We start from the raw sequence: 13,780 nt of genomic DNA, 5'->3' as shown, positions 1-13,780 counted from the left end.
TGCCCCCTCAGTAAGAAATTATCGTCTCACGGTAATCAATCATCCTGTAGGGGAAATAAACTAAAGCACATGAAAAATACACCTACATAATTTGATAGGTGTATTTTTTAAATCAAGAAGCTTTTTTATTTTGATAATCATAAATCGGTACCTTAGCCTCATCAAGCATCCACTCAATATGAACTCCATATCCACTAGTCGAATCATTTACAAAAACATGTGTAACTGCTCCGATTAACTTTCCATTTTGAATGATTGGCGAGCCGCTCATTCCTTGTACAATCCCGCCTGTTTCTTTAAGTAAACGTTTATCAGTAACCTTTAAAATGATCCCTTTAGTTGATGGGAATTTTTGTTGAATACTACTTACTATTTCTATGTCAAATGCTTCTACTTTATTATCATGTATTACGGTAAGTATTTTAGCAGGACCTTTTTTCACTTCGTTTGATAATGCAATTGGTAATGGTTGAGACATGATTCCATTGTCAATTTTATTGTTAACCTTACCGAATATGCCAAATGGACTATTTGAAGTGATATTACCAATTGTTCCACGATCTAGTGCAAAATGCGCTATTTTTTCTCCTGGTGAACCATCTGCACCTTTTTCAATTGCAGTAACTGTTGAATAGACTATATGCCCATCTTCAACTTCAATGGCTTTTCTCGTATCGCTATCAGAGATAACATGTCCTAGTGCACCATATTTTAATGAATTAGGTTCAATAAATGTCATCGTACCAATACCAGAAGCTGAATCTCTTATATATAATCCAATTCGATAGCTATTATGACCTTGGTCACGAATAGGTTGTAACATTTTTGTGTAATACTTACCCTCGCGTTTTACAGTGATTTTTATAGGCTTTCCATACTTTCCTGCTTTTTGAATAAACGGTAATACATCTGACATTTTTTCGATTTGTTTACCATTCATTTTTATAATCATGTCTCCAACTTTAATACCGGCTATTTCACCTGGAGACTTTTGTCCTGAATTAGTATTTACTAAATGATGTCCAACTACTAAGACACCTACTGAGTTAAGTTTTACTCCTATTGATTGTCCCCCTGGTATTATTCTTAAACTGTTTAATACTTTAACATCTACCTTACTTGGTAATTCATTCATACCAAGTGCCACATTAACAATTTCTTGTTGATCCTTATTTTTTATGGTAGATGAAAACACATTATTTTGATTTATATTAAACACGCCAATACCAACTATAAATAAAAGGAGAAGAATTTTTATTATTCGTTGAACATTTATATTTTTCACAAGCGAATCACTCTCCTTAGCGCCAAATTTCATTTTTTTAATTCGTGGCTATGTAGTTAATGTTAGCTTTGTAAAAGCAAAATATGATTGTAAAAATATGATAGATTCTTTAACGTATAATGTTGTATTAGTATGTTTCATTTAGCATTTTCCAATTACTAATTTATCAATAATTCCCATAAAAAAAAGAGAATATTTAATGTATAGAAAAAAATTTCTATCATCAAACATTCTCTTTAAGTTCATTGAGATTGATATTTTGCAGAAGCTGCCTGATCGATCAATTCTTTTGCGTGTTGAATCGTTACATCTGTAATTTCAACTCCAGCGATCATTCGTGCAATTTCATTAATTTTTTGATCATTTCGTAATGGTGTAACAGAAGTTTTCGTTCGATTTCCATCAATTAATTTGGCGATAAATAAGTGCGTATCTGCCATAGAAGCAACTTGTGGTAAGTGAGTTATACAAAGTACTTGAGAATCTATAGATACCTTGTGTATTTTTTCCGCTATTGCTTGTGCTACCCTTCCGCTAACCCCTGTATCAACTTCATCAAATATAATTGACGTAATCCCTTGATGCTTCGTGAAAATGCTCTTTAATGCTAGGAACATCCTTGAAAGTTCTCCACCAGAAGCTACCTTTGCTAATGGCTTTAAAGGCTCACCTGGGTTTGTTGAAATATAAAACTCAACAAAATCAAATCCATCTTTTTTAAATCTTATATGTTTTTCATCTACAATCGGATCTGATTCTTGTCCTTCTTCAACATTAAACATAATTTCAAAGGTTGTTTTATCCATATATAGCTCTTTTAATTCTTTATGTATATCAGCAGTCAATTTGATTGCTAATTCTTTTCTTTTATTTGAAAGAGTCTTACCAGCTTTAATTAGCTTGATTATTACATTATCTAAGTCTTTTTGTAACTTCTCTATATGCATATCTTTATGTTGAATAGTATCCAACTCTTGTTCGATATTTTCTGCGTATTTTAAGATATCAGCAACACTGTGCCCATACTTCTTTTTTAACATAGAAATCTCACTTAAACGAGTTTCAATTTCGTTTAATCTATTTGGATCATATTCCATTTGTTCAATGGAATCACGTAATCGATACGATATATCCTCTAATAAGTAATAACTACTACTGATTCCTTCATGCATTTCTTTAATGTCATTATCAATATTCGTTACTGACTCTAAAGAATACATACTGGACCTGACCGAATCTAACCCTGATCCATCCTGGGATAAACCTTGATATGCTTCAACTAAAGATTTATAAATGCGTTCAAAATTAGAAATTTTGAGTCTTTCTTCCATCAATTGATCGTCTTCATTTTCTTGCAAATTCGCACTTTGTATTTCTGTTAACTGAAATTGAATTAAATCTAACCGATGAGCCATTTGTTGTTCGTTTTCAGTTAATTGCTTTAACTGTTTTTTTAAGTCTGTATAGTTATTAAATATATTTTGATATTCAGTAAACAAAGGAGCAATTGCTTTTTCATCATATTGTTGTAACATCGGTAAATGATGCTCTTGGTCCATTAAATCCTGGCTCTCATGTTGCCCATGAATATCAACGAGTAAACCACCAATTTCCTTAAGTATAGAAGTTGTCACTAATTTCCCATTGATACGGCATACACTTTTACCAGATGAAGTAATATCTCTTTTTAAGATGATCATTTCATCTTCAATGTCAAAGCCTAATTCTCTGCATCTAGAATAAATTAGATGATTCTCATTTTCGATATGAAATAAGCCTTCAATTTCTGCTTTTTCAGTATCATATCTTACGAATTCTGCAGATCCACGACCACCAAGTAACAGACCGATGGCGTCAATAATGATCGACTTCCCCGCGCCTGTTTCACCACTTAGTACAGTTAAACCCTTTTCAAATGAAATGGCAACTTCCTCAATGATTGCAAAATTTTTAATGATAATTTCAGATAACAATGAGTTTCTCTCCTCTTTTTAAAACCATTCTCCTATTGAAGCATGTCAATAAATTTTTCTTTTAAATCATCAGCATCTACTGGTGTACGACAAATGATTAAGATCGTATCATCACCACAGATTGTACCCATAATTTCTGACCAATCTAAATGATCAATTAATGCACCAACTGCATTTGCATTACCTGGCAAAGTTTTCATTACAATTAAATGACTTGAACTGTCAATTTTAATAAATGAATCAATTAAAAGTCTTTTTAATTTTTGTAACGGATTAAATCGTTGATCTGCAGGTAGGCTATATTTATATCGACCATCAGATAACGGTACTTTTACTAGATGTAGTTCTTTTATATCACGTGAAATCGTTGCTTGGGTTACTTTAAACCCTAAATCTCTTAGTGATTGTACTAATTCGTCTTGTGTTTCGACTTCATTTTTCGCGATAATTTCTCGTATTTTAATATGACGCTGACCTTTATTCATAATACACCTCTTTGCAAATTCCGACAAATATCTTACTTAAAGATTATATTATCTAATCTACTGGTTATTGTATATATTTTTTTAAACGTTTTCATAAAATGCATTTTTTGAGCATAATTTATTCTTTTCTTTTTTATCACATTTCGAATCCTATCAGATTAATTACTTAATTTGAAAAAGGAGAAAAGGAAACCTAATTGGTTTCCTTTTATTATTTTACCTTCTTTAATTCACTATGTGCTTCATTTACAATTTCCATTGGTAATCGATTTAATTCGCTATTTCCAATTTCCTTTGAACCTTCCCAATGAAGGTGAATTAAAAATTCAATATTGCCGTCTCCACCAGTTATAGGAGAAAAAGTTAATGCTTTTATATCATATCCTTGGCGAAGCGCGAAATCGATCATCATTTCGATAACTTGTTCATGCACTTTTGGATCGCGTACAATACCTTTTTTACCAACTTGCTCTCTACCAGCTTCAAATTGGGGTTTAATTAACGCGACAACATCACTTGAAGGTACTAATAATGTTTTTAGGACTGGTAAAATCAAACGTAACGAAATAAAGGATACGTCAATTGAAGCAAATTGAGGTAACCCTTCAATTAAATCTTCTGGTTTAACATAACGAAAATTTGTTCGTTCCATTACAATAACACGTTCATCCTGCCTTAATTTCCAAGCAAGTTGATTGTATCCAACATCAAGTGCATATGATTTTTTTGCCCCATTTTGAAGGGCACAATCCGTAAATCCACCTGTTGAAGATCCAATATCAATCATAATTTTATCTTTAACTGATAGATCAAATGTGTTTATTGCTTTTTCTAATTTATACCCTCCACGGCTCACATAAGGCATAACTTCACCTTTAATTTGTAAAGGGAGTTCCATATCTATTTTTTCTCCAGGCTTATCTAATCTTTGTTCGTTTGTATAGACAAGTCCTGCCATAATTGCTCGTTTAGCTTTTTCACGTGTTTCGATTAAACCACGATCTACTAAAAGTACGTCTACTCGTTCCTTTTTTGCCATTTAAATGTCATCCTCTTATTTATTACAAATCATTTCACGGATTTTCTTAACCGATTCATCTTTTGTTAAATGAATTTCATCAAGTAATTTATCAACATCACCATGTTCAACAAATAAATCCGGTATACCTATACGTTCTACGCGGACGTTTTGAAAATTATTTGAACTTGCAAATTCTAAAACAGCACTTCCAAAACCACCTTGTAATACTGCTTCTTCAATCGTTAAAATCGGTTTTCCGTCCTTAAAGATATCATTTAACATTGCAGTATCCATCGGTTTAATAAATCTTGCGTTTACAACTTTAACAGAGATATTTTCCTTCTCTAACTCACCCGCTGCATCTAGTGCCATTTTTATTGTTGTACCAAAAGTTAAGATAACTGCATCAGAACCTTCTTTTAATACTTCCCATGATCCAATCGGAATTTCTTTTAATTGCTCATCCATTGGTACGCCTATACCATTCCCCCTAGGGAAACGGAGGGCAATTGGACCATCTTCATATTGAATTGCAGTGTTTACCATATGTTGGCCTTCATTCTCATCTTTAGGCATCATTAAAACTAAGTTTGGTATATGACGTAGGAAGGCAATATCAAACACACCTTGATGAGTTTCACCATCAGCACCTACTAATCCTGCACGATCGATTCCAATGAATACATTTAAATTTTGTCTACAAATATCATGTAATACTTGGTCGTATGCTCTTTGAAGGAATGTTGAATAAATTGCTAAAAACGGCTTCATTCCTTGCGTTGCTAAACCAGCTGCTACTGTTGCCGCATGTTGCTCTGCAATACCGACATCAAAAATTCGGCCAGGTAATTGCGCTTGGAAATTTTCCAATTTTGAACCGACTGGCATTGCAGGAGTAATCGCTACGATTCGCTCATCTTTTAAAGCTAATTTTAATACAGTATCACTAACAAGTTTACTCCATGCAGGTGGTGCTTTATCCGGCTTAATTAACTTACCAGATTCTACTTTATAAGGACCTGTGCCATGCCAAGTTCCAATATCATCACTTTCTGCTGGCTTATATCCTTTTCCTTTTTTCGTTAGTACATGTACTAATACCGGGCCTTTAGTTTTCTTAGCATATTCAAGGGATTCAAATAAGTCTTCAAAATTATGACCATCAACTGGTCCAAAATAAGTGAATCCCATTTCCTCAAAAAACATCCCTTGTGTAACTAAGTATTTAAGACTATCTTTTAATTTTTTTGATGTACTTGATAGTTTGTCTCCGATTCCAGGAATTTTTTTGATCACACCTTCAAGTTCACCTTTAGCCCAACGGTATTTCCCAGTAGTTCTCAGTCTTCCTAAAATGCTATGTAAAGCACCTACGTTCGGAGCTATAGACATTTCATTATCATTTAAAATAACGATGACATTTTTTTGCTCATGACCAATATGGTTCATTGCTTCAAGTGCCATCCCACCAGTTAATGCACCATCTCCGATAATCGGAATAATGTATTCACCAGTTTTTTTTATATCTCTAGCAATAGCCATCCCCATTGCCGCAGATAGTGAAGTCGAGCTGTGTCCGGTTTCCCATACATCATGCTCACTTTCATTACGTTTAGGAAAGCCACATAATCCTTTAAATTGTCTTAGTGTTGTAAATTCTTTCGCTCGACCAGTTAATATTTTATGAACATATGATTGATGTCCTACATCCCATAAAAATTTGTCTTTAGGCGAATCAAAGACTTTATGTAATGCAATCGTTAATTCAACAACTCCTAAATTTGGCGCAATATGGCCCCCAGTCTCAGAAAGCTGTTGAATAAGAAATTTACGAATTTCTTCACTTAATACCTCTAATTCACCGTTCGTTTTATTTTTTAAAAAGCACGGATTTTTAATTGTCGTAAGATCCATCTTGGATCACTCACCTTCCTAGATGTTAAATCTATATAAATAATTCATTATTATGTAATTTTATCTATAAAATGATTTTACCATACTTGTAGTTAAACGCTAGTTTCTTAAATGACTAACTCTTAACACCATGTATCATAATACCATTTTTATTAAAATCTGTTTAATGTTTTTTATTTTTATAGAATAAAATTATAGATATTTTTCCTCAAAATGAAAAGAAAGCCGCTAGCACATATGTGTTAACGGCCTACATTTCTGTATATTTGATTAACAACATTAACACGTTTATAAAGTAGTTACATTATACATAAATGAATAAATCTATTCAATGGACATGGAATTAATTACATAATCAAAGATTAAAAACTGCGATTTTCAACAAAATCACAAATTGAGATTAAATAGTCATCTTTAATCCCACATGCTCGAACATGTTGTTTAGCCTCAGTAATAAATGTATGAAGCCTTTCTTTAGCACCTTCGACTGAATATAACTTAACATAAGTAGTTTTATCATTTTCTATATCACTACCAACTGGCTTACCAAGTACTTCTTCATCACCTATTACGTCTAAAATATCATCTTGTATTTGAAATGCGATACCAAGTTTATAAGCAAATTGCGTTAGGTGAGATAATTGTTCGGCTGTTGCTTTTGAAATAATTGCACCTGCAATTACTGGATACATTAGCATCTTACCCGTTTTTCTTTCATGGATATATTGCAATTCTTCTCCACTAAGCTCTTTACTTTCACCTTCCATATCTGCTACCTGACCGGCAACCATACCTTCAGGACCTGCAGCAATCGCTAACTCACTAATTAATTGTAGTTTCACTTGATCAGACACATGAAAATCATTCATTTCCGTAATTAATTTAAATGCGTATGTCAATAGGCCATCACCTGCTAATACCGCAAGATCTTCGCCAAATACTTTATGATTTGTCGGTTTTCCTCTTCGAAAATCATCATCATCCATACATGGTAAATCATCATGAATTAATGAATAAGTATGAATCATTTCTAAAGCACATGCAGGTTTTATCCCTATTAATGGGTCATTACCAAATGCATCTAGAGTTGCGAAAAGTAAAAGAGGTCTAATTCTTTTCCCTCCACCTTGCAATGAATAGGACATAGATTCTTTTAATATTTCCGGTGCTTTTAATCTTTCAACCGATTTAATCATTTCATCATTTACTATTCTACTGGAATACTCCATAAAATCTTTGAAAGTGTTCATATTATTCCTCCTCAACAGTAAAAGGAGTTTGTTCACCCTGTTCATTTAATATAGAAGTCATTTGTTTTTCAACTTTTGTAAGCTTCTCTTGACAAATTTGAGATAGTTTTATACCTTCTTGAAAGTATTCGATCGCTTTTTCAAGTGGTACGTCACCTTGCTCTAATTTTTGTACGATCAGTTCAATTTCTTTTATTGCTTCTTCAAAAGAACGTTCATTTTGTGACAATTGATTCACTCTCCTTTTACTTCAAGTACTTCACAATTTAATTTCCCATCGGTCATTTGTAATTGGAATCGGTCTCCGCTTTTTGCCTGTTTAACCGATTTCATCAATTCGTTATCATTTTTATATGCTAATGAATAACCTCTGGCCATAACTTTTAATGGACTAAGTGCATCAAGTGTATGAAGTATTCTTTCCATTTCAAATTTCTTTTGGGTGATTAGGCGATTAAATTCTTTTTGCAAAGCCATATGTAATTGCTGGTGCTTTTGCTTTTCAAACTGAACTCTATTACTTGGATGATGTATTAGTAGTGACGAATTTAGTTCTTTATGCTTGTTTATTTTAGACTTAACAATTTCATTTATTGATGTATGTAAACGCTCATTAATCCGGTCAAATTGCTCTTGTTTTGGATGGAATAGTGAATTAGGATATCTAAAAACATAAGCATCTTGAACTGCCTTTAGTTGCGCTTGTTTTCGTTCAATAATCGTATCCATCGCTTTATTGAGTCTTGTTTTTCGAACAGTAAATTGCTCAAGTATTTCTCTTTGGCTTAACGAAACTAATTCTGCTGCAGCCGTTGGTGTAGGTGCCCTCAGATCAGCGACATAATCCGCAATTGTCGTATCCGTCTCGTGACCCACTGCGGAAATGATTGGAATTTTTGATTCAAAGATCGCTCTCGCTACTTTTTCTTCGTTAAAGGCCCAAAGTTCCTCAATTGATCCTCCGCCTCGTCCGACTATTAACACATCTATTTCTTTCATTCTACCTGCTGTTTCAATTGATTTCACAATCGATGCTTTCGCACCTTCACCTTGTACAAGAGTCGGAATGACAACTATTTTCCCAATCGGGTATCTTCGTTGAATCGTTGTAATAATATCTCGAACTGCCGCACCAGTTGGTGAAGTAACAACCCCGATTACACTAGGAAAAGAAGGAATCTTTTTCTTGAATTTCTGATCAAAGAGTCCTTCTTCTAATAGTTTTTTCTTCAATTGTTCATAAGCTACAAAGAGACCGCCAACACCATCGGGTTGCATGTCTCTTATGTAGATTTGATAGCTACCTGATCCTGGGTATACATTTATTTCACCTTGTACAATAACCTGCATACCATCGGTTGGTTGAAATGCGATATTTGCATTAAAGGATTGAAACATGACCGCTGCAATTCTAGCACCATCATCTTTTAACGTAAAATAATAATGACCGCTAGATGAATGACGTTTAAAATTTGAGATTTCTCCACGGAGAAGTATATTTTGCAAATTACGATCCGCTTGAAATTTTGCTTTTAAATATTTAGTTAATGCGGTAACAGTAACTGGTAGCTTTTCCGTCATGCATAGCCCTTCTTTCATTCTTACAAAGCAATATGATTAAAGTTTAGTACTCAAATTTAATTTATGATCAATTTGAGAAGCTGCTTTTAACGTATTATGAAGTAGCATTGTAATAGTCATTGGTCCTACTCCACCTGGTACCGGAGTAATATAACCAGCAATATTTTTTACATCCTCAAAATTTACGTCTCCACATAATTTGCCATTTTCGTCTCTATTCATGCCGACGTCAATTACAATAGCACCCTCTTTAACATAATCAGCTGTAATTAATTTTGCTACACCAATCGCAACAATTAAAATATCAGCTTGCTTTGTAATATTTTTTAGATTAGTTGTACGTGAATGTGTATAAGTAACCGTTGCATTTTCGTTTAAGAATAGTTGTCCAACTGGTTTCCCTACAATATTACTACGTCCAATAACAACGACATGTTTACCACTAATCGGAATATTTGTATTTTCTATTAATTTTAATATACCAAAAGGAGTACAAGGTAGTAATGAATCTTGATTCGTCATCATTCTTCCAATATTAATTGGATGAAATCCATCAACATCTTTTAATGGAGAAATTGTTTCAATTACTTTCTTTTCTGAGATATGAGCAGGTAATGGCAACTGAACTAAAATACCATGAATTGACTGATCATCGTTTAATTTGTTTACAACGGATAATAACTCATCTTCAGTAACTGTTTCAGGTAATTCAATTACTTCAGAATACATTCCTAATTCATTACATGCTTTATGCTTCGAATTCACATATGTTCTTGAAGCAGAATTATTTCCAACTAAAACAACTGCTAAACCTGGTGTAACACCTTGATTTTTTAATTCTGAAACACCATTCTTTAATTCCTCACGAATTGATACTGAAACTTCTTTACCATTAATTAATGTTGCTACCATTTTAGTTTCCCCCTATGCATATAAACAATCTATCTATTTAGAATTTTGATAATACCGCATTGATAAATTTACTAGAATCATCATCACCGTAAACTTTTGCAATTTCAATCGCTTCATTGATTGCTACACTTTTTGGAACATCCTCTAGGTAACTAATTTCTACTAGAGCGATTCTAAGGATATTGCGATCAACGTTGCCTAAACGATCAATCGTCCAGCTTTCGATATTTGAAGCTAATTGTTCGTCAATCACTTCTTTATGACTAACAAAGTTTGTTACAATTGCCTCTAAAAAAGCATCTTGTTTTTCTTCAGCTTCTTCTAATACATGCTCTAATGCATCTGAAGCATTTGCTTCACTTAAATCCATTTGGAATAATGTTTGTAATGCAAGTTCCCTTGCTTTTCTACGTTTCATCAAAATAATAAACTCCTTTAAGCTAAATTCATCATTCGTTGCATAGGTAATAACGAATTCTAATTTTGTATAGTAACACGTTATTTTACCATTTTTTTTAATAAGTTCCAACGACTGTCTGTATTAACTCTAATTTTTATTATTATTAACGTTTCTAAGCAAACTCAATACTTTAAACTGTTTTCTACATTTTAACTTAAAATCCAATAAAATAACAGACTAATGTTTGTGTTTTTTTAAAAAATATTCCTTTTTTTTACTTTAAAATAATATTTATATGCCAAAACACGAACATTCAAAAAGAAAGTTTAAGAAAATACGGGATTAATGGGATTGTAAAAGATTTAAAGAAAATAAAAAAACTTTCTAACTATTACCAGATTTTATTGTCTTTCCTGTCCTTCCTGACTCCCAAGCCATTCATGTTCCAGTATGCTGTATAAAAAAGTGTCTCTCCAGCCGTCTCTTAATAATAAATCTTCACGCATTTTACCTTCTAAATTTAGGCCACATTTTTCAAGTACTTTTGCTGATGCAATATTTCTAACATCACATGTCGCAAAAATTCGATGAAGCTTAAAATTTTTAAATCCAAATGAAATTACTTTTTTAGTAGCTTCACTAGCAAACCCCATGCCCCAATAGTTCGGATGAATTATATACCCTATTTCACCTATTTGATTTATTTCATCCCTAATATTAAACTCAATCGATCCGATTAATTCACCAGATTCCTTTTCTATTATTGCAAATGCAAATCTAGTTCTATTTATTTGTTTCATATCTCCTAGTATGGTTTGAATGAATTCCTTAGTCTCACTTTCAGTATTCGGTCCCCATGGCTGAAATTGACATACAACTAATTGTGATGCATATTTATGTACTTGCTGCCAATCACTTTCAACAAATTCACGTAAGTTTGTTCTATTTGTGCTCAAATTTAAGATCATATTGTCACCTATTTCTATTTCATTTATAAATAAATTTTAACACATTTCAAAATATTTCCATAAAAGCAGTTACATAAGAACTGGAATAAATGAAAGAACTGCATAAAACTTTAAAGACTGTCCTTACTTCTTATCTAGCAAAACAAAAAAAGAGCCTCTATTAGATAGAGACTCTTTTTATACTATTAAAGTTCAATTGGAGCTTCTTGCTCAGGTTTCGTATCGAATTGAACTCCTACTACGTGAACATTTACTTCAGATAATTCAAGACCTGTCATCGTTAATAATGCTTGACGAATATTGTCTTGTACATTACCTGCTACAGTTGGGATTGACTTACCAAATTTAACTAGAATGTATACATCGATTGTAATTCGTTCTTCTGATAAATCAACTCGGACACCTTTACCGTGATATTTCTTACCGATAATTTCAGAAATACCAGATGCTAGGTTTCCACGCATGCTTGAAACACCTTCAACTTCAGCAGCTGCAATACCAGCAATTACTTCGATTACTTCAGGTGCGATTTCTACTCGACCTAATGTCGCAGTACCCATTTCTAAAATTTGATTTTCGTTCATACAGATCCCTCCACTTTATCCTTTAACAAGCGCATGCTCCTCAAGGAATTTAGTATTATACTTCCCTTTTACGAAGATTTCATTTTGCAATAAATTTAAATGGAATGGAATTGTTGTGTAAATTCCTTCTACCACAAATTCTTCAAGTGCTCTTATCATTATAGCAATTGCTTCATCTCTTGTCTTGCCATGCACGATAACTTTCGCAATCATTGAATCATAATATGGCGGAATTGTGTACCCGCTATATACAGCAGAATCAACACGAACATTCGGGCCACCCGGTGGTAAATACGTAATGACTTTACCAGGAGACGGCATAAAGTTCTTATCTGGATTTTCAGCATTAATACGACATTCAATTGACCAACCTTTTAAAGATACGTCTGATTGAGTTATTTTTAACGGATGACCTTTAGCAATTAATAATTGTTGCTTAATAAGATCAATACCAGAAATATATTCAGTAACAGGATGCTCAACCTGAATACGTGTGTTCATCTCCATAAAGAAGAAGTTTTTAGTATGTGGTTCATAAATAAACTCAACAGTACCAGCACCCCAGTAATTTACCGCTTCAGCTGCACGAACAGCTGCTGTACCCATTTTTTGACGAGTTTCTTCGTCTAAAACAGGTGATGGTGCTTCTTCTACTAATTTTTGAAGACGACGCTGAATTGTGCAATCACGTTCTCCAAGATGAATCGTATTACCATGCTCATCTGCTAAAACTTGAATTTCAACATGTCTAAAATCTGTTATATATCTTTCAAGATACACACCCGGATTACCGAAAGCTGTTTGAGCTTCTTGTTGAGTAATTTGTATACCTTTTTCAAGTTCGTTTTCATCTTTTGCTACACGGATTCCTTTACCTCCGCCACCTGCTGTAGCTTTGATAATAACCGGATAGCCGATTTCTGCAGCAATCTTTTTACCATCTTCTATACTTTGAATAATACCTTGTGAACCAGGTACGACTGGTACACCTGCTTCTTTCATTGTTTCACGAGCAACGTCTTTTGTACCCATTTTAGAAATAGAATCAGCCGTTGGTCCAATGAATTTCACATTGCACTCTGTACATAATTCTGCAAAACTAGCATTTTCTGATAAGAAACCATAACCAGGATGGATTCCGTCGCAACCAGTTAATTTTGCAATACTAATGATATTAGTCATATTTAAATAACTATCTTTTGATAATTTAGGACCGACACAATAAGCTTCATCTGCCATTTGAACATGTAATGCTTCTTTATCTCCTTCAGAGTAAATAGCAACTGTTTCAATATTTAATTCTTTACATGCTCGAATAATACGAATGGCGATTTCTCCTCGATTCGCTATTAAAACCTTTTTCATTTCTTCACCTTCTCTAGTAAAGTACTGTTAATTTTGTAGATA

At 33.2% G+C, this 13,780-nt stretch carries 12 protein-coding genes and 1 pseudogene; all 13 read right to left on the bottom strand.

The features are described from left to right. Positions 1-112 precede the first annotated feature (112 nt). Positions 113-1,219 (bottom strand): annotated as a pseudogene (spoIVB, locus tag ACFVR2_RS03485) (SpoIVB peptidase); the annotation flags it as partial. Between the two features lie 308 nt (positions 1,220-1,527). Beyond that, positions 1,528-3,258, bottom strand: coding sequence for a DNA repair protein RecN (gene recN / locus ACFVR2_RS03480; RefSeq protein WP_387358934.1), 1,731 nt, complete (start codon positions 3,256-3,258; stop codon positions 1,528-1,530). Between the two features lie 32 nt (positions 3,259-3,290). Beyond that, positions 3,291-3,743 (bottom strand): transcriptional regulator AhrC/ArgR, encoded by a 453-nt coding sequence (gene ahrC, locus ACFVR2_RS03475; RefSeq protein ID WP_056475186.1) that lies wholly within the window; start codon positions 3,741-3,743, stop codon positions 3,291-3,293. A 211-nt stretch (positions 3,744-3,954) separates the two neighbouring features. Beyond that, the gene (locus ACFVR2_RS03470; protein ID WP_387358930.1) at positions 3,955-4,782 is read right to left on the bottom strand and encodes a TlyA family RNA methyltransferase; all 828 of its coding nucleotides are present in this window, start codon (positions 4,780-4,782) and stop codon (positions 3,955-3,957) included. 15 nt (positions 4,783-4,797) lie between these two features. Continuing rightward, positions 4,798-6,678, bottom strand: a complete 1,881-nt coding sequence (dxs, locus tag ACFVR2_RS03465; RefSeq protein WP_387358928.1) for a 1-deoxy-D-xylulose-5-phosphate synthase — start codon at positions 6,676-6,678, stop codon at positions 4,798-4,800. A gap of 362 nt (positions 6,679-7,040) precedes the next feature. Further along, positions 7,041-7,928: a polyprenyl synthetase family protein gene (locus ACFVR2_RS03460; RefSeq protein WP_387358926.1), complete on the bottom strand. Its 888-nt coding sequence runs from the start codon at positions 7,926-7,928 to the stop codon at positions 7,041-7,043. Position 7,929: 1 nt separating this feature from the next. After that, the gene (locus ACFVR2_RS03455; RefSeq protein WP_387358924.1) at positions 7,930-8,157 is read right to left on the bottom strand and encodes an exodeoxyribonuclease VII small subunit; all 228 of its coding nucleotides are present in this window, start codon (positions 8,155-8,157) and stop codon (positions 7,930-7,932) included. Between the two features lie 5 nt (positions 8,158-8,162). Then, positions 8,163-9,509: an exodeoxyribonuclease VII large subunit gene (gene xseA / locus ACFVR2_RS03450; protein ID WP_387358922.1), complete on the bottom strand. Its 1,347-nt coding sequence runs from the start codon at positions 9,507-9,509 to the stop codon at positions 8,163-8,165. 36 nt (positions 9,510-9,545) lie between these two features. Continuing rightward, positions 9,546-10,421, bottom strand: a complete 876-nt coding sequence (folD, locus tag ACFVR2_RS03445; RefSeq protein ID WP_387358920.1) for a bifunctional methylenetetrahydrofolate dehydrogenase/methenyltetrahydrofolate cyclohydrolase FolD — start codon at positions 10,419-10,421, stop codon at positions 9,546-9,548. A gap of 37 nt (positions 10,422-10,458) precedes the next feature. Then, positions 10,459-10,839, bottom strand: coding sequence for a transcription antitermination factor NusB (gene nusB, locus ACFVR2_RS03440; RefSeq protein WP_387360436.1), 381 nt, complete (start codon positions 10,837-10,839; stop codon positions 10,459-10,461). 383 nt (positions 10,840-11,222) lie between these two features. Further along, on the bottom strand, positions 11,223-11,789 hold the full coding sequence (locus tag ACFVR2_RS03435) for a GNAT family N-acetyltransferase (protein WP_387358918.1): 567 nt from the start codon (positions 11,787-11,789) through the stop codon (positions 11,223-11,225). 185 nt (positions 11,790-11,974) lie between these two features. Next, positions 11,975-12,373, bottom strand: coding sequence for an Asp23/Gls24 family envelope stress response protein (locus ACFVR2_RS03430; RefSeq protein ID WP_387358916.1), 399 nt, complete (start codon positions 12,371-12,373; stop codon positions 11,975-11,977). Positions 12,374-12,388: 15 nt separating this feature from the next. Further along, entirely contained in the window at positions 12,389-13,738 is a 1,350-nt protein-coding gene (gene accC, locus ACFVR2_RS03425) for an acetyl-CoA carboxylase biotin carboxylase subunit (RefSeq protein WP_387358914.1), read from the bottom strand. Positions 13,739-13,780 lie beyond the last annotated feature (42 nt).

Origin of the sequence: Gottfriedia sp. NPDC057991, assembly GCF_042886615.1 — a bacterium.
Taxonomy (GTDB): Bacteria; Bacillota; Bacilli; order Bacillales; family Bacillaceae_G; genus Gottfriedia.
The sequence above is the reverse complement of the archived record's forward strand: the minus strand, read 5'-3'. Positions and strand labels throughout refer to the sequence as shown.

What these genes read in the sequence shown, in the direction of transcription:
- ahrC (WP_056475186.1), bottom strand. Translation starts at nt 3,743, where the DNA reads ATGAATAAAGGTCAGCGTCATATTAAAATACGAGAAATTATCGCGAAA.
- ACFVR2_RS03470 (WP_387358930.1), bottom strand. Translation starts at nt 4,782, where the DNA reads ATGGCAAAAAAGGAACGAGTAGACGTACTTTTAGTAGATCGTGGTTTA.
- dxs (WP_387358928.1), bottom strand. Translation starts at nt 6,678, where the DNA reads ATGGATCTTACGACAATTAAAAATCCGTGCTTTTTAAAAAATAAAACG.
- ACFVR2_RS03460 (WP_387358926.1), bottom strand. Translation starts at nt 7,928, where the DNA reads ATGAACACTTTCAAAGATTTTATGGAGTATTCCAGTAGAATAGTAAAT.
- xseA (WP_387358922.1), bottom strand. Translation starts at nt 9,509, where the DNA reads ATGACGGAAAAGCTACCAGTTACTGTTACCGCATTAACTAAATATTTA.
- folD (WP_387358920.1), bottom strand. Translation starts at nt 10,421, where the DNA reads ATGGTAGCAACATTAATTAATGGTAAAGAAGTTTCAGTATCAATTCGT.
- nusB (WP_387360436.1), bottom strand. Translation starts at nt 10,839, where the DNA reads ATGAAACGTAGAAAAGCAAGGGAACTTGCATTACAAACATTATTCCAA.
- ACFVR2_RS03435 (WP_387358918.1), bottom strand. Translation starts at nt 11,789, where the DNA reads ATGATCTTAAATTTGAGCACAAATAGAACAAACTTACGTGAATTTGTT.
- ACFVR2_RS03430 (WP_387358916.1), bottom strand. Translation starts at nt 12,373, where the DNA reads ATGAACGAAAATCAAATTTTAGAAATGGGTACTGCGACATTAGGTCGA.
- accC (WP_387358914.1), bottom strand. Translation starts at nt 13,738, where the DNA reads ATGAAAAAGGTTTTAATAGCGAATCGAGGAGAAATCGCCATTCGTATT.